Consider the following 16,065-nt stretch of genomic DNA (forward strand, 5'->3'; position numbering starts at 1 on the left):
CCCCCCTGAAGGGGAGGGGTGAAACCTTTAAGCGAACAGCCGCGCAAGGCTGCGCTCAAGCATCAGCATCTGCCACAGCGTCCGGCCATGTTCCGCACGCCCCGCGCGGTGATCTGCCGCCAGCCGCCCCAGTTCGGTCAGGTCGAACCAGCCGGTCTCGCGCAGCAACCCCGATTTCTCCAACCGCGCCGCCTCGTCCGCCAGCGCGCCGCGGAACCATGCACTGATCGGCGTCACGAAGCCCATTTTCGGCCGATAGAGGATGTCGCGCGGCAGATAAGGCTCCAGCACCTTCTTCATCAGCCATTTGCCCTGCCCGCCCCGCAACCGCATCGAGACTGGCAGGCGCGCGGCATATTCGACCAGCCGGTGATCGAGCAGCGGCTCACGCGCTTCCAGCCCGACCGCCATCGACATGCGATCCGTCTTGGTCAGGATATCGCCGGGCAGCCAGATCTTCATATCGGCATATTGCACCCGGTCCATCGCATCGCGTGCGGGCGCGTCGCGCATCGCGGCGATATAGCGATCCTCCGCCCGGTGCCCCCCGAGCGCCGCCTTCGCCTCGGCGGAGAACAGCCGCGCGCGCGCCTCCGGCCCCGTCACGCCGACCGCGCGGGCATAGGCCTCCGCGCCGTCCATCCCGAGCGCCTGCAACGTCGTCTTCGCGCGCAGGGGACGCGGGGCCCAATCGGCCTTGGGGTAGAGGCGGCCCAGCGTCCCGAACACGTTGCGGCGAAACTCCGCTGGGAACAGGCCGCGCACCCGCTCCTCGCCCGCGTGGAAGATGTGGCGGCGATAACCCATCAGCATCTCGTCCGCGCCGTCTCCCGCCAGCGCCACCGTGACATGCTGCCGCGCCATCTCGCACAGCCGATAGGTGGCCAGTGCCGAGGCATCGGCAAAGGGCTCGTCGAACTGCGCGACCAGCGTGTCGATCAGCGCGAAATCGTCCGGCTGAACGACCCGCTCGGCATGGTCTGTGGCGAAGCGCTGGGCGATGATGCGGGCATGGCTGCGTTCGTCCAGGCCCGCCTCGTCGAAGCCGATGGTGCAGGTGCGCACGGCGCGCGGGGACGCCTCCGCCATCAGCGCGACCACGCCCGAGCTGTCGACGCCGCCCGACAGGAACGCGCCCAGCGGCACATCGGCGACCATGCGGCTGACCACCCCCTCGCGCATCCGGGCCAGCAGCCCCTCGCCCAGTTGCGCCGCCGATCCGCTTTCGCGGTTCGAGAAATCGACGTCCCACCATTGGCGCGGCCGGGGAATGGCGCGGCCACGCTCGATCAGCAGGAAATGCCCGGCGGGCAGCTTGTGGACACCTGCCACGATGCTGGCATCGTCTGGCACATAGCCAAAGGCCAGATAATCCTCGACCGCGCGGATATCGGGGCGGCGGCGGAACAGCGGATGCGCCAGCACCCCCTTCATCTCCGAGGCGAAGGCGACCGCGCCATCGGGCAGTTCGGCCCAGTGGAGCGGCTTCACCCCCAGCCGGTCGCGCGCCAGGAACAGCGCCCCCGCCTTTGCGTCGTGCACGGCAAAGGCGAACATGCCGACCAGCCGGTCGAGCATCGACGGACCCCAGTGTCGCCAGCCGTGAAGCAGCACCTCGGTATCGCCATCGGTGTGGAACACTGCGCCCTTGGCGCGCAATTCCTCGCGCAACTCGCGGTAATTATAGATTTCGCCGTTGAAGCAGACCGCGACCTCGCCATCCACCATCGGCTGGGGCGATCCCGCCACGTCGATGATCGACAACCGGGCATGGGCAAAGCCGACGCCGGGCGCGGTCCAGATCCCCTGCCCATCCGGCCCGCGATGCGCCTGCGCGCCGATCATCGCCCGCAGCCGGGCGGGATCGACCGGCTTGGGCGTGGCGGGATGAAAGAGACCGGCGATACCGCACATGGGGGTTCAGCGCCGCCCCGTCAGGCGGTCGGCAAAGCCATCGACCGGGCCCAGCGCGCGGACGAACGCCTCGATCGCGTGCGGGTCGTCGCCCTCGCTCGACACATGCACCGCCACCGCCGTCTGGCGTTGACCCAACAGCCGGGCCTTCATCGTTTCCAGTTTCACGCGCCGCATATCCGGGGTCAGCCTATCGCCGATCCGGTACCATGTCGCAACGTCGCGCTCGACCGAATGGCCGGTCGGCCCCGTCGTGGTCAGGCGCATGGCGTCGCCGCCCGCGATCCGGCCCAGATCGGCGACGCGAATCCAGCGATCATCCTCGTGCAGAACGCCCGTCCCGAACGCGCCCAGCTTGCCGCCCTCGCGCTGGCGGGAAAAGACGCCGACCGCCAGATCGACCTGATGCCCCTGCCCGTCGCGATAGCTGCGCAACAGCACCGCATCGGCGCCCGGATAATGGGGGTTCCATGGTGTCCCCTGCTGCGTAGGGGTCCAGCCGGGCACGTCGGGCAAGGTCATGCTGGCGGGCAGCACCGCCGCGCGCGATCCGGCAAAACCGCTCCAGCTGGGAAAGACCGCCGCGATCGCCACCGCCAGGAGCGCGGCGAGCAGCGGGTCGATACGGTGGCGGGGCATGGCCGACAGCCGCGCCGGATCGAAGGCGGGATCATCGGGCGAACGATCGAAGAATTGCCACCCGATCGCCAGCACCGCCGCCATGACGATCGCAAAGAACACCCAGCCGAAAATGATATGATCAACCCCGCCCGCCACCTCGATCGAGGTCTTATCGGCCGCGAAGATCGTCCCCCAGGCGCGCACGCCATTGGCGAGGACCGGCACGATCAGCGACACGATCATGAAGACCGCCCGCCGCCAAGGCGAGCGAAAACACAGATTGGCGACCAAAGCGGCAAAGGCCACCATGGCCAGGACGAACTTCGACCCCGAACAGGCCTCCGCCACCTCGAACCAATAGCGCCCCGCATGGATCAGCACCCCGTCGGCCGAGGCGGGAATGCCGCTCCAGTCGAGCAGCGGCATCACGATCGAGACCGTGATCTGCTGGAGCGGCTTTTCCAGTTCCGCGCCGAACGGCACCAGGAACCAGGCATAGGCGAGCGGGAACAGCATGCCCCGCGCGACCATCGGGCCGAACAGGGTCAGGACCGCGCCCTCCAGCATCGCGACCAGCCCCAATTGGCGGACCAGCGCGACGGTCGCGGACTCGCCCAGCAGCCATAACAGCCCGCCGCCCGCCACCACGAACAGCCCCGGCCACCAGGCGGCCGGGGTCAGTTGCGCCAGTTCGGCGCGCCGCTGCCAGATCAGCCAGCCGACGACCGGCCCGATGAACAGGCAATGGCCATAGGTCGTGCTGGTCCACCAGATATCGACCAGATGCGCGACATCGGCGCGGAACAGCAGCAACAGGGCCAGCGCCGTCCCGGCCAGCAGCGCGAGGGCATAGGTCCAGCGCCCCGGCCTCGCCCCTTCCCCTGCTTTGGCCATGTCCCCGGCGGTCACGCGGCCATGGCCCCCAGCAATCGGTCGAGCGGCGCCAGCCGCGCCGTCCAGTCATAGCGCGCCAGCACCTGCGCGCGCGCCGCCGGATTGTCGGCGGGGCCGTTCAGCGCGGCGATGACCCGCTCGGCAAAGTCGCGGTCGTCGCTTGCCACCGCGATCGTGCCGCCATGGTCGATCCCCTCCGCCGCTGCCACGGACGCGACGATCGGCCGGGCCATGGCCATCGCCTCCAGCAGCTTGTTCTGGATGCCGCGCGCCAGATCGAGCGGGGCGACGCACACGGTAGCGCGGGCCAGCCAGATACGGGTGTCGGGCACTTCGCCGGTCACGATCACCGCTTCGCTCGCCAGCCGCCGCACTGCTGGGGTCGGCGCGCGGCCGACAATGGCGAAACGCGCCGCCGGGCAGGCCGCACGAACCAGCGGCAGGATATGCTCGGCAAAGCGTGTCACCGCGTCGATATTGGGGCGATAGTCCATCTGCCCGGTGAAGACGATCAGCGAGCCGTCGGACGCCCCGGCATCGATAGCGGCGGGGTCATAATGGGTGGCGTCGATGCCGTTCTCGACCGCAAGGACATTCCCCTGCCCCCCGCCGGAACGGAACAGCGCGGCTTCCGCCTCGCTGACGAACAGGGTCGCGGCGACGGATTGCGCGACTTGGCGTTCGTAGCGGCCGAGCAGACGGCCCTCGCGCTTCAGAACGGATTTCATCCCAGGCTTGGCCTTGTCGGCCAGGCTCGCGAACTTTGCGGAGTCGACATCGACCATGTCCATGATCGTGGGCTCGTCCCCGCGATACTGGGCCATCTGGCCGGAGAAGATATAAGTCGCGCCGATGGGGCGGCGCGCCCGTACGTCCGCCACCGCGCGCATCATGCCGGAATGGGTGAAGGCGGTCAGCGAGATGGGCTTGCCCGTCGCCAGCGCCTGCACCGCCGCCACCGGCATCGGCTTGGTCCGGCGCAGGATATGATGGCTGGCGAGTTCGGCGCGCAGTTCGGGCGGCAGTTCCTCTTCCCCCGCCTGCTCGGCAAAGGCGCAGAGATGGACGCGCCAGTCGCGCGCCAGATGGCGCAGCACATGATAGCTGCGGATCTTGTCGCCGCGATCGGGCGGAAAGGGCGCGCGGTGCGCGAGGAACAGCAGGTCCTTCAACCCAGGCCCCGCGCGATGGGCGGCCCGACGATCTGCGCGACACGGACCGGCAGGCGCTTCCACACCGCGATCATCAGCGCATATTTGGGGTTAAGCGGGTTGATCGCGCGCGGGCCGTGGACGCTGCGGCTGGCATAGACCAGCGGTTGCCCCTCAAACCCCCAATTCTTCTTGAACGCCGCCGCCCCCGTCCCGACCTTCGACCGGCCGAAGTCGAAGCTGTGGCAGCCGCGCTGCCGGGCGTGGCGCATCAGCGCGAAATACATCAGGTCGTTGGCGCGCAGCCCCCGTGCCGCCTGCGTTCCCCCGCCCCAATAGGGATAGACGGTGCCGCCATGATAGAGGTTGAGCACGCTCGCCACCGCCCGCCCGCCATGGCGCACGGTCAGCACATCGGCGTCGAGCCGCGCCACCGCCTCACGGAACAGCTTCGCCGGGAAGACGGGCGTGCCGAGATTGCGGACCGACTCGGCATAAACGCGGTAATGCTCGGCGAGCATCCGCGGATCACGGCCGGTGACGACCTCCAGATCCTGCGCCAGCGCCTTGCGAAGCTCGGCGCGCTGCTTGCGGGGGATGGCCTTCATCTCGGCCTCGTCATCCGCGGCGATTGTACGGACGAAGCCCAGATAGCTGTCCGCATCCTCCGTCCAGCCGTCCGGCACCGGACCGCCGCGCAGCTCGACCGACTCGATGCCCTTATCTGCCGCCAAGGCCCAGGCCGCATCGGCCAGCGCCTCGACACCCTCGCCCAGCACGCCGCCATCGACGCCGAAGCCGGTGGACACCATCGCAGCCCCGAACAGGGGCGAACGAATTTCGCTGAGCGGCAAAACGCCGACAATCGCACCGTCAGCCCCTTCGGCCACCAGATAATGCGCCGTCTGGCCGCAGCCCTTCGCCCCCGCCTTCAGCCAGCCGGTCAGGTGAAAGGGCGTCCCCTCCGCCTGTGCGCCGACATAGGCATCGATCCGCGCGCACTCCGCCTCGCTCGCCAGATCGGCGACGCGGATCGTCGGCGGAAGCGCGGTCATGCCAGCCGCGCCGCTTCCTCGGCCGCGACCTGATCGACGCGCCCCCAGTCGTGACGACCAAGCAACCCGCGCAGCTTGCCCGCCATCGCGCCCAAACGGCTATAGTGACGCACACGCGAGCGCAGCGGCGCATGGGCGACGCGTGGCTGGTCGGGATCGACCTCCCAGGGGTGGAAATAGAAGATCGCCCCGTGGCGGTTGCGATTGACCTGCCCGACCGCGATATCGGTCAGCTTGGCGGGCAGCATCCGGAAGAAGCCGCCGCCGGTCGCCAGCCGTTTGCTGCCCCACTGCGCCACCGTCACGGGCAGTTCGATCAGCCCGGAGTCCGCCAGCGGCCGCCAGGCATAGCGCGGCGATTCCGCCCAGCCATAATGGTCGTGGCGCAGCGGCGCGACGCTGGAGGAATATAGATACCCCGCCTCGGCCAGCACGGGATGCGCCCAGGGGGTACGCGTATCGATCGAGAAGCTCGGGGCGCGGTATCCGGTGACGGCCTGCCCGCCCGCATCCTCGATCGCCGCCTTGGCGCGGGCCAGATCGGCGCGGAACTGGTCGGCGGTCATGGTGAAGACGCGCTGATGGTCCCAGCCGTGGCTGGCCATCTCATGTCCCGCCGCCACGATGCGGCGGATCAGCCCGGGATGGCGATGCGCCACCCAGCCGAGCGTAAAGAAGGTCGCGCGCGTGCCCGTCTCGGCGAACAGCGACAGGACGGCGTCGGTATTGGCCTCGACCCGGCTGTCCAGCCGGTCCCAGTCGCCCTTGTCAATCGTACGCTCGAACGCGCCGACCTGAAACCATTCCTCGACATCGACCGACATGCCGTTGAGCGGCATGGATTTTGCCCCAAGCTCAGGCGGCATGGCCCCAGGCTCCCGGTCGGATCGTGGCTCCGGCTTCGCGACGGTCCTCGCCGCGATTGTCGATCTCGGACCAGTCGACCAGCAAGGTCAGGACGCGGCGCAGCGCCGCCTCCTGCTGCTCCAGCCGCGCTTCGAGTTGCGCGATGCGGCTTTCCAGCGCGGCATCGGTCGAGGGTTTGGCCGCGGGCACCGGCTCCTCCGCCGCAACGGGCGGCGGCGCGGCGGGGGTGGGCATCGGCCGCAGCGAAACCGGCTCGGGTGCGGGCGGCGGGGCGACGACGCGGTGCGTACTGCGCGGGGCCGGCTGGCTTTCGGGCATCACGCGGGTGATCGGATCGGCCCGCGTCGGGGCGACCGTCGCATGACCGTTCAGGCCCAGCCCGGTGCGCAGCGTGCCCGCCGAGAATAACGGATCGCCCAACCGCGCCGCGCTGTCGAACATCGGGGCCACCGGCTCGGGCTCCGGCGCGATCGGCATCGGGGCCTCGCGCCCTGCGCCCATATCGGCGGCCATATCGGCGGCGACGCTCTCGACCGTCTGGCGGCCGATCAGCTCGACACCCTCGATCGCGGCCTGCAGCAGGACACGACCCGCCAGCACGTTCAACCGGCGCGGTACCCCGCCCGAGGCATCGTACAGCGCGTCGAAGGCGTCGGCGGCGAAATCGGGACGGCCCGTCCAGCCCGCGACCGCCAGGCGATGCGCGATGTAATCGGGGACTTCCTCGGGCTCCATCGGGTCGAGGTGATGGATGGCGATGACGCGCTGGCGCAGCTGCTCGACGGCGGCCGAGCCCAGCAGGCGCTCGCGAAATTCGGGCTGCCCGACCAACAGGATCTGAAGCAGCGCATGACCGCCCGCCTGGAAGTTGGACAGCATGCGGAGTTCTTCGAGCGAGGCGAGCGGCAGCGCCTGCGCCTCGTCGACGATCAGCAGGATGCGGCGGCCCTCACGCGCGACACCGTTCAGCGCGCGTTCGATCGCGGCGAGCAGCGCGGCCTTGGTCAGCCCCTGCGCATCGACGCCCAGTTGCCCGGCCACGACGCGCAACAGGTCCTGCGGCTCGACGGCGGTGGACACGATGTGCAGGACGCGCAGACGCTTGGTATCCAGCGTTTCGACCAGATGGCCGACCAGCGTGGTCTTGCCCGCCCCGACATCGCCGGTGATGACGATAAAGCCCTCACCCTGCGCCAGCCCATAGCCCAGATAGGCCATCGCCTTGCCATGGGTCGCCGTCTGGAACCAGAAACGCGGGTCCGGCGTCAGTTGAAACGGGCGTTCGCCCAGACCGAAATGGGTCTCGTACATCATCGTGCCTTTCGGCCGGTCAGAATTGATACCGTGCGGCGATCAGGGCCTGTGCCGACAGGGCACTGGACAGGTCGCCGACCTGGAAGTGGTACAATCCAACCGACGCGGTTGTTCCGAGCCGACCGAAGTTGCGGTAATAGCTGGCGGTCGACCCCAGCGATACCACGTCCTCGGCCCCCGCCAACCTAGAGACGTAATAGTTAACGAAGCCATTCACGTTAAGCCCCGAATTGGGACCGAAGGCGCGGCCAAGGAAAATCTGGCCGTAATAGCTGTCGTCCTGCACGCCCGAGACGATCAGGCCCGGCGCCCCGTCCGGCGCGAACAGGCGGCGGCTGGTATAACCGATCCCCGCCCCCAGCGTGGAACGTCCCCGCTGATAGGACACCGCCATGTCCAGCCCGCGCGCGCGATAGACGGCGGTCTGCACCGATTGCAGCGCGTCGTTCAGGCACCCGCCCGGCGACGACCCCCCGGCCGAAAAGGTGCAACCGTTGAACTGCTGCGCAAAGACGTCGCGCGTCTCGACGAAATTGGTCGGCAGGTTGGACAGCCCGTTGCGCAGCTGGCGGCCGAAGGTCTGGATGCCGTCATACACCGCCGCCTGGAACACGATATCGCGTGCCGCCTGATAGCGCGCCATGCCGGTGACGCTGAGCGAGCCGTAACGCTCGCCGACATGCGCCTCCACCGAGGTACGGCGATCGGGTCGCCAGATCACGCCCGCGTCGTAATAGACGCCGTCCGTGCGATAGGCGATCCGGCGCGGCCCCGTGGGGTTGGTGATGAAGCGACCCTGGCTGTCGACCAGCGGGCGTCCGGCGGCATCCACCTCGGGATCGCGCTGGCTCGACTCGATCCGCTCGTAACCGACACCGGCGGTCAGCGCGACATAGGGCGAAATCGGCTTCAGCACGTCGCCGCGCACGAACCAGCCCTCGTAACGCTGCGAAAGTTGCCCGGCATCGTCACGCTCATAGGCGGCGTTGGCGGACAGGCCGACTGGCGCGATCGATCCGGGCCGCGCCGTGGCGCTGACGGTGGCGACGTGGTTCCAGCTGTCGCGGAAATAGTCGAGCCGGGGCTGATCGGCCGCCACGCTGCCCAGACCCGGCGTCTCGGCACGGGTATAGCCCAGCCGGTAATTCGCACCGATCTGCACCGGCCCCGCCCGCGTGGTCAGCGAAGGCCCGGCAAAGACCGAATAGATTTGCGAGATGTTGGCGATATTGCCGACCAGCACGCCGGGCGCCTCGCCGCGAATGTCGGCGCGCGTCCGTGTCGCCAGCGCCCCCGCCTCCAGCCGCAGCTCGGGCGTGACGGCGTAGGAGCCCCTCGCCAGCCCGCTATGGATATCCCCGCCCACGGCCCGGTCGCCCCAGCCGATGCGGTGTTCGTAGCGATAGCTGACCTGCCCCTGCGCCCGCGGGGTCTGCACCTCGGCATTCACACCCGCCGCCAGCGTCGTATAGGTGACGGCATCGCCGCGTGTCAGGTCGGCAACCAGGCCCTGCCCGACCTCGACATAGGGGGCCAGCCGTGCGTGGCGACGCTGCGGCACATTGCCACGCGCCCCGCGCCCATTGTCGCCCCGATCGGCGGCGGACGGCTCGGTCGAGCCATCGCGTGGCGCGGTGGAGGCGGCACCGCCCGCGACCGGCACACCCTGAACCTGTGCGGAAAGCGCGCCCGGCCAGGCGGCCAGCACCCAGACCAGACCGACAAGGGCGGGCCGCGTCACCGTCACGGCGCGCCGTCCTTGCCATATTTGCCGTAATAGCCGAACCGGCGGCTGCCCGGCACGAAAGCGACGCTGTTCAACACCAGCTGGATATGGTCGCACGCATCGAGCAGCGCGATGGCGGCTCCGACTTCGCTTTCGGGCGTACGGTCCGCGCGGACGACCATCATCACCTGCCCGGCCAGCATCGCCAACACCGAGGCGGGGGACGCCGCCAGCACGGGCGGCGAGTCGAAGATCACCAGACGGCGGGGATTGGCCGACAACAGCCGCTGCACGACCGCGCGGGTGCGGGCCGAGGCGAGCAACTCGGTATCATTGGCGGTCCGGGTGCCGCAGGGCAGCACCGCCAGATGCGGCACATCGGTGCGCATCACCAGCGATTCGACATCGATGCTGCCATCGACCAGCGCATCGAGCAGCCCCGGCCCCTCGTTCAGGCCCAGCCGCCCCAGCACGTCGGGCTTGGCGACATCGGCGTCGATCAGCAACACCTCGGTGTCGCGCTCCGCCGCCAGCGACAGGGCGAGGTTCACCGAGCAGAAGGTCTTGCCGTCCTGCGGCCGGGCCGAACAGACCAGCACGACCCGCGCCTTGTCCTCGTCGCCGCCCTCGACCAGCCGCTGGCTGGTAATGATCAACTGCCGCTTGACCAGCCGGAACTCCTCGGCCAGCGGGCCGATCGGTGCGCCGGGCACGATCATGCCGTTTTCCGCCAGCATCGCGCGGTCGACCATCGCGACGTCGGAAAAGCCCGGACTATATTCGGTCGCCAGAAACTCGTCGTCACCCGGCTGCGCCAGAAACTCCGCCGGAATGCCGCTCAGCGAGGGATCGAACGGGGCATGATCGACGAAGGGCGGCTCGGGATCGTCATATTCCACCGGGCCGGGCGGCGCAGCGTCGATTGGAGAGGCGTCGATTGGAGAGGCGTCGACTGGCAGGGCGTCGTTCGGCGCGGCCTCGACCGGCGGGGCGGGCGGCGTCCGTTCCGGTTCCTCGGCCAGCGGTGTGGGCGCGGGCGCGGGCGCGCCGGGCACGTCACGCACCTCGGGCACACGCACATAGGACTGGAAATCATAGACGTTCGCCGCGCGTTCGAGCAGCGACGGTTCCCGGCGGGGTCTGGTGGGTTTCACGTTTTCGTTCACGCGGCCATTCCCCGCTGCAATAGCTCGATAACCAGGACCAGCCCATAGGCCGCGCCCAGCGCCGCCGTCCCGCCGAGGAACAGTTTCAACCGCTGCGCCCGCGCCGTCGCCTGGCCACGCGTAACGACCTCGCCGATCGCGCCGATCACCGGCATGCCCATCGTCCGCTGAAGCGATTGCGGGGTGGTGAAGGTCTGGCGCAGCTTCGACAGGGCAAAGGCCGACCCCACGCCCAGACCCAGCCCGGCGGCGAAGACCCCGGTCAGGAGCAGCAGGCGATTGGGTGCGCTCGGTGCGCGCGGATAGGTCGGCGGATCGATCACGCTGAACCGCATCGAGTCGGTCTGGTTCTGCGCCTGACCGCGCAGCGCCACCTGCTCACGCTGCCGCAGCAACTGGTCGTAACTGTCTTTCAGAACTTGATAATCACGATCAATCGCACCTTGCGCAGCGGCCGCCTCGGGATCGGTCGCCAGGCTGGCGTTCAGCCGGTCGAGGTCGTTCTGCAACTGGCTCTTGCGGATCTTCAAGCTGGCGAGCTGCGACTGTTTCTCCGCCGCCATCGACTGGAGCGACATGTAGAGCGGATTGGGCTGTCCCCCCGCCACGCCCCCGGCGGGCTCGGCCTTGGCCGCAGCCTGTGCGGCCGCCAGCTGGTTGCGCAGCGCGATCACGTCCGGATGGTTTTCGGTATAGCCGCGCGCGCGGGCATCGGCGAGCTGGCCCTGGAGCGTCGCCAGCCGCGCCCGCGCCGGGCCGACCGCCGCGCCGCCGCCTTCGCTGACCGTGCGCGGGGTGCCGGCCAGCTGGCCCTGTACCGCCGCGAAGCTGGACTGCGCCGCCGCCAGATCGCTGTCGACCTGCGCCATTTGCGAACGGGCCAGGCCGATCCGATCGGCGACCGATCCGCTGCCCGGCAGGCCGCCCGCGAACTGGTTCAGATACTGGGCGCGCTTGGCCTCGGCGATCTGAAGCTGTTTCTGGCGTTCGCTCAACTGCTTGTCGAGGAAGGTCAGGCTCTGATTGGTGGTGTTGCGATCGCCGAGCAGGTTCGATTCGACGAAGATGTCGATCAGCTTCTGTGCGACCTGCTGGGCCAGCTTGGGGCTGGACTGGGTGACGGTCAGCTGGAAAATGGTGTCCTGCTGGTTCTCGATCTTGATCGACTGTGCTAGCTGGGCGACCCGCGCGGCGACATCGGCGTCGCTCGACACCGTGCTGGCCAGATCGGTGCCGCGCACGACCTTTTGCAGGTTGATCGCCGAGATCAGCGTCTGGCGAACCCGGTCGACCGAATCCATCTGGCTGTTCGGCCCGGTCGACATGCCGTCGGGCAGGATCTGCGAATTCTGGACCGCGATGCGCGCGCGGGATTCATATTTGCTGGGAATCTGGGCGACGAACAGCCACCCCAATATGCACACCGCCCATGCCACCGCCAGCGCCAGCCAGCGGCGTATCCATATCGCATGGAGGGCGATCCGGATCTCATCCTGAATACTCGACACGCGCGCGCTGCCTCAGAACATCGATTCGGGGATGATGATGACGTCGCCCGGCTCCAGCCGGACATTCGCCGTCGAATCCCCCTTGCGGAGCAGATCGTTGATCTGAAGCGCATATTCGCGCTGCTTGCCGGTCTCGCGGTCTGTGCGCACCAGCTTGGCCTTGTTGCCCGCCGCGAACTGGTTCAGCCCGCCCACCGCGATCATCGCATCGAGCAGCGTCATATTGGCGCGGTAGGGGATGGAGGCGGGCCGCTCGGTCGCGCCGACGATCCGCACCTGCTGGCTGTAGGTGCCCGAGAAATTCTCGACGATCACCGACACGATCGGGTTGGAGACATATTCGGACAGCGCCTTTTTCAGGTCGTCCTGCAACATGGCGGGCGTCTTGCCGACGGCGGGCATGTCGTTGACCAGCGGCGTGGTGATGCGGCCGTCGGGGCGTACCTGCACCTTGGTTGACAGGTCCGGGTTGCGCCACACGAAGATGTTCAGGGTATCGAGCGGGCCGATGACATATTCCTCGCCCGGCTGTTCCTTGCGCGCGACATAACCGGCCGAGGGCAGCTCGGTCTTGGTCCCGGCCGTCGAACAGGCGGTCAGCGTCGAGGCGCAAAGGCCTGCGATCAAGAGGGGGCGGGCGAACGATGCCATGCGAATGGTACTCCTGAACCCCTCCTCTCCCAGGATACGGAGACGAAAGGCAAATTGCGCAATGTCGCTATGCCACCCAAGAGGTGAACAGAGCGTTATGCCGGTGCGCCGAGCGTCTCAGCAGCGGGGGGATGGCCCAGAAACGCCGAAGGGCTGGCGGTGGCTCCATAGGCCCCGGCCAGAAACACCGCGACGATATCGCCGACCTGCGCCACCGGCAGCGCGACCCGGTCGCCCAACCGGTCGAGCGGGGTGCAGAGCGGCCCCACGACGGACACCGTCTCCACCGGCTCGGCCCCCATCGCATGGGCGACCGCCAGCGGATAGTTGCGCCGGACCACGGTGCCGAAATTGCCGCTGGCCGCCAGCTGGTGGTGCAGCCCGCCGTCGAGGATCAGGAAGGTCTCTCCCCCGCTGTCCTTGCGATCGATCACCCGCGCCAGATAGACGCCGGACTCGGCGACCAGCCAGCGGCCGAGTTCGATCGCGAAACGGCTGTCGCCCAGAATGGCGGGCCGTTCCGCCAGCGCCTGCTCCAGCGCCGACCCTACCGTCTCCACCGGCAGCGGCTTGTCCCCTGCGAAATAGGGCACGCCGAACCCGCCGCCCAGGTTGACCAGTGGCGGCGTCGCCCCCGCTGCATCCGCCAGCCGCGCGGCGAGCGCGATGGTCGCCCCTTGCGTGTCGATGATCGCCTGCGGATCGAGCGCCTGGCTGCCCGCATAGATGTGGAAACCGCGCCAGTCGGCCCCCGCCACGATCAGGTCGCGGACCAGCGGCGGCACCCGCTCGGCATCGATACCGAAGGGCGACGGTCGCCCGCCCATCTTCATGCCCGAGCCACGCAGTTCGACATCCGGGTTGACCCGGACCGCCAGACGCGGACGCACGCCCAGCCCCTCCGAGATGGCAAGCGCACGCCGCGCCTCGCCCTCCGACTCCAGGTTGATCGTCACGCCCGCGCGGATCGCGGCGGTCAGTTCGGCATCACGCTTGCCGGGGCCTGCAAAACTGACCGGCTTACCGAGCGGCGCGACCTTGGCCAGCTCGCCCGCCGAAGCGACGTCGAAGCCGTCGACCATCGCCGCCATCGCCGCCAGCAACGGCACGAAGGGATTGGCCTTGATCGCGTAGTGAAGGTCGATCGACGGGAAAGCCGCGCGAAACCGCGCGACGCGGCTGGCGACGATAGCCGGGTCATAGACGAAGACCGGCCCTTCCCTGCCCTCCATCCACGTCTCGGCGCTCCGCCCGACGATGGTCAGCGCGCCGGTCTGGGCGGCGAATTCGGGGGGGATCGGCCCCATCGGCTTCATGACGCTCTATCCTTCTCGGCCCAGTCCCGGCGCAGCGCGGCGCGGTCGAGCTTGCCATTGGCGTTGCGGGGCAGCGCGTCGGCCCAGGCGATGTGCGACGGCTGCATGAAATTGGGAAGGTCGCGCTTCAGTCGCGCGCGCAAGCTTGGCTCGTGCGCCGGATCACCGGCGAGGATCAGGACGATCGCCTGCCCCTGCGCTTCGTCGGCAATGCCGAACGCCACCGCCTCGCGCGCCTCGCCACCGGCCAGCGCGGCTTCCTCCACCTCCTGCGGGCTGATCCGATTGCCGGAAACCTTGATCATCTCGTCATCGCGCCCGACGAAGCGGAGCAGGCCGTCCGCGCCCTCGACCACCGTATCGCCCGACCAGACCGCGCGCGCACGATCCGGCGTCGGGCGGAAACGCTGCGCCGTCCGCTCGGCATCACGCCAATAGCCCTGTGCGACCAGCGGCCCGGCATGGACCAATTCCCCCGGCTCGCCCGGTTCGGCCCGGCGGCCATCGGGGCGCAGCACCATCACCTCTGCAAAGGGAATGGCGCGGCCGATCGCATCGGGGTGCGCATCGATCAATGCGGGATCGAGATAGGTCGAGCGAAACGCCTCGGTCAGGCCGTACATCGCATAAAGGTCCGCCGCCGGGAACAAGGCCCGCAGCCCCCGCACCAGTCGCGGCGTCAGTGCCCCGCCCGAATTGGTCAGCCGCCGGATCGAGGCGACCGCCTGTTCGGGCCAGTCGATGCCCAGCAACTGCGACCAGAGCGGCGGCACCCCCGCCAACGTCGTCGCGCCGTAACGCACGACCGCCTTCACCACGTCACGCGGGGTCAGATAGTCGAGCGGCGCAACAGCGCCTCCCGCGACCCAGGTCGAGAAAAGCTGGTTCTGGCCATAGTCGAAGCTGAAGGGCAGGACACCGAGCACCCGATCGTCGGGCGTCAGCTTCAGATACTGCGCGACCGATATCGCGCCATACCAGAGATTGGCATGGCTCAGCATCACCCCCTTGGGCCGCCCGGTCGAGCCGGAGGTATAGAGGATCGCCGCCAGCGAATCCGTCTCCGCCGTCGAACGGGGCAGCGCATCGCCCTGTCCGGCCTCGGTCATCACCGCCACGCCGCCGGGCACGTCGCCATCCTCCAGCGTCGCGGCGCGGGGCGCATGGGTCAGCAGCATCGCCGCCCCGCTATCGGACAGGATATGCGCAACCTGTGCGCGTTTCAGCAGCGGGTTGATCGGCACATGCACCAGCCCAGCGCGCGGTGCGGCCAGCGGCATCAGCGCGGATTGCCACGTCTTGGGCAGCCACGTCGCCACCCGTGCGCCGGGGGCGAAGCCCTGTGCCGCCAGCCATCCGGCCAGACGCGCGACCGCCTCCTCCGCCTCGGCAAAGCTCAGTCCGCCCTCACGGCCGAGCAACGCCGGGGCATCGCCCGCCCCGCGCAAGGCATGGTCGATCGGATACGCGGACGGATCGATGGTCATCGCGCCATCTATCAGTGCGGACAAGGCAAAGTCGAGCGGGCGCCCCGCAGTAGAAGATGCAATCAGAGTCGAGAGCGGAAACCGAGCGCCAGCCCTCCCCCCAACCCCCTCCCSCCTGCGGGAGGGGGCTTCGCCTGGCCGTGCGCTTGGCCCCCACCTCTCCCCTCCCGCAGGSGGGAGGGGCCGGGGGAGGGCATGGGTCTCATGCTCTTTCCCCAAATCCCACACCCGAACCGGCCGCAACCTACCAGCGTCAGGACAAGGAAACCGAGCGCCAGCCCTCCCCCAACCCCCTCCCGCCTGCGGGAGGGGCTTTGCCTGGCCGTGCGCTTGCTCCCCACCTCTCCCCTCCCGCAGGCGGGAGGGGTCGGGGGAGGGCTTGGGCGTCCGACGCT

At 68.9% G+C, this 16,065-nt stretch carries 12 protein-coding genes; all 12 read right to left on the bottom strand.

The genetic code is table 11. The features are described 5' to 3' along the window. Window positions 1-27 precede the first annotated feature (27 nt). The 12 genes from ASF14_RS08245 to ASF14_RS08300 all read right to left on the bottom strand — a co-directional run bounded on the left by ASF14_RS08245 (window position 28) and on the right by ASF14_RS08300 (window position 15,670). Window positions 28-1,914 carry an XrtA/PEP-CTERM system amidotransferase gene (locus tag ASF14_RS08245; protein ID WP_056434027.1) on the bottom strand — a complete coding sequence of 629 codons (1,887 nt, stop codon included), beginning with the start codon at window positions 1,912-1,914 and terminating at the stop codon, window positions 28-30. Between the two features lie 6 nt (window positions 1,915-1,920). After that, entirely contained in the window at window positions 1,921-3,444 is a 1,524-nt protein-coding gene (gene xrtA, locus ASF14_RS08250) for an exosortase A (protein ID WP_236696989.1), read from the bottom strand. Beyond that, window positions 3,441-4,601 carry a TIGR03087 family PEP-CTERM/XrtA system glycosyltransferase gene (locus ASF14_RS08255; protein ID WP_056434032.1) on the bottom strand — a complete coding sequence of 387 codons (1,161 nt, stop codon included), beginning with the start codon at window positions 4,599-4,601 and terminating at the stop codon, window positions 3,441-3,443. The genes xrtA and ASF14_RS08255 overlap by 4 nt, the downstream gene beginning before the upstream one ends. Next, window positions 4,598-5,635 carry a FemAB family XrtA/PEP-CTERM system-associated protein gene (locus ASF14_RS08260; protein ID WP_056434035.1) on the bottom strand — a complete coding sequence of 346 codons (1,038 nt, stop codon included), beginning with the start codon at window positions 5,633-5,635 and terminating at the stop codon, window positions 4,598-4,600. Before ASF14_RS08260 ends, ASF14_RS08255 begins: the two co-directional genes overlap by 4 nt. Beyond that, window positions 5,632-6,474 (bottom strand): XrtA system polysaccharide deacetylase, encoded by an 843-nt coding sequence (locus tag ASF14_RS08265; RefSeq protein ID WP_236696990.1) that lies wholly within the window; start codon window positions 6,472-6,474, stop codon window positions 5,632-5,634. The genes ASF14_RS08260 and ASF14_RS08265 overlap by 4 nt, the downstream gene beginning before the upstream one ends. A 16-nt stretch (window positions 6,475-6,490) precedes the next feature. Next, entirely contained in the window at window positions 6,491-7,813 is a 1,323-nt protein-coding gene (locus ASF14_RS08270) for an ExeA family protein (RefSeq protein WP_082442149.1), read from the bottom strand. A 19-nt stretch (window positions 7,814-7,832) separates the two neighbouring features. Beyond that, window positions 7,833-9,563 carry a hypothetical protein gene (locus tag ASF14_RS08275; RefSeq protein ID WP_201780559.1) on the bottom strand — a complete coding sequence of 577 codons (1,731 nt, stop codon included), beginning with the start codon at window positions 9,561-9,563 and terminating at the stop codon, window positions 7,833-7,835. Continuing rightward, window positions 9,560-10,696 carry an AAA family ATPase gene (locus ASF14_RS08280; RefSeq protein ID WP_056434541.1) on the bottom strand — a complete coding sequence of 379 codons (1,137 nt, stop codon included), beginning with the start codon at window positions 10,694-10,696 and terminating at the stop codon, window positions 9,560-9,562. The genes ASF14_RS08275 and ASF14_RS08280 overlap by 4 nt, the downstream gene beginning before the upstream one ends. An 8-nt stretch (window positions 10,697-10,704) precedes the next feature. Then, window positions 10,705-12,216: an XrtA system polysaccharide chain length determinant gene (locus tag ASF14_RS08285; protein ID WP_056434043.1), complete on the bottom strand. Its 1,512-nt coding sequence runs from the start codon at window positions 12,214-12,216 to the stop codon at window positions 10,705-10,707. A 12-nt stretch (window positions 12,217-12,228) separates the two neighbouring features. Next, window positions 12,229-12,873, bottom strand: a complete 645-nt coding sequence (locus tag ASF14_RS08290) for an XrtA/PEP-CTERM system exopolysaccharide export protein (protein WP_056434045.1) — start codon at window positions 12,871-12,873, stop codon at window positions 12,229-12,231. Between the two features lie 89 nt (window positions 12,874-12,962). Continuing rightward, a complete protein-coding gene (locus ASF14_RS08295; protein WP_056434048.1) occupies window positions 12,963-14,183 on the bottom strand; it encodes a pyridoxal-dependent decarboxylase, exosortase A system-associated in 1,221 nt (406 codons plus the stop codon). After that, window positions 14,180-15,670: an acyl-CoA ligase (AMP-forming), exosortase A system-associated gene (locus tag ASF14_RS08300; RefSeq protein WP_056434051.1), complete on the bottom strand. Its 1,491-nt coding sequence runs from the start codon at window positions 15,668-15,670 to the stop codon at window positions 14,180-14,182. Before ASF14_RS08300 ends, ASF14_RS08295 begins: the two co-directional genes overlap by 4 nt. Window positions 15,671-16,065: the final 395 nt, after the last annotated feature.

The organism is Sphingomonas sp. Leaf257 (assembly GCF_001422185.1).
GTDB lineage: Bacteria > Pseudomonadota > Alphaproteobacteria > Sphingomonadales > Sphingomonadaceae > Sphingomonas > Sphingomonas yabuuchiae.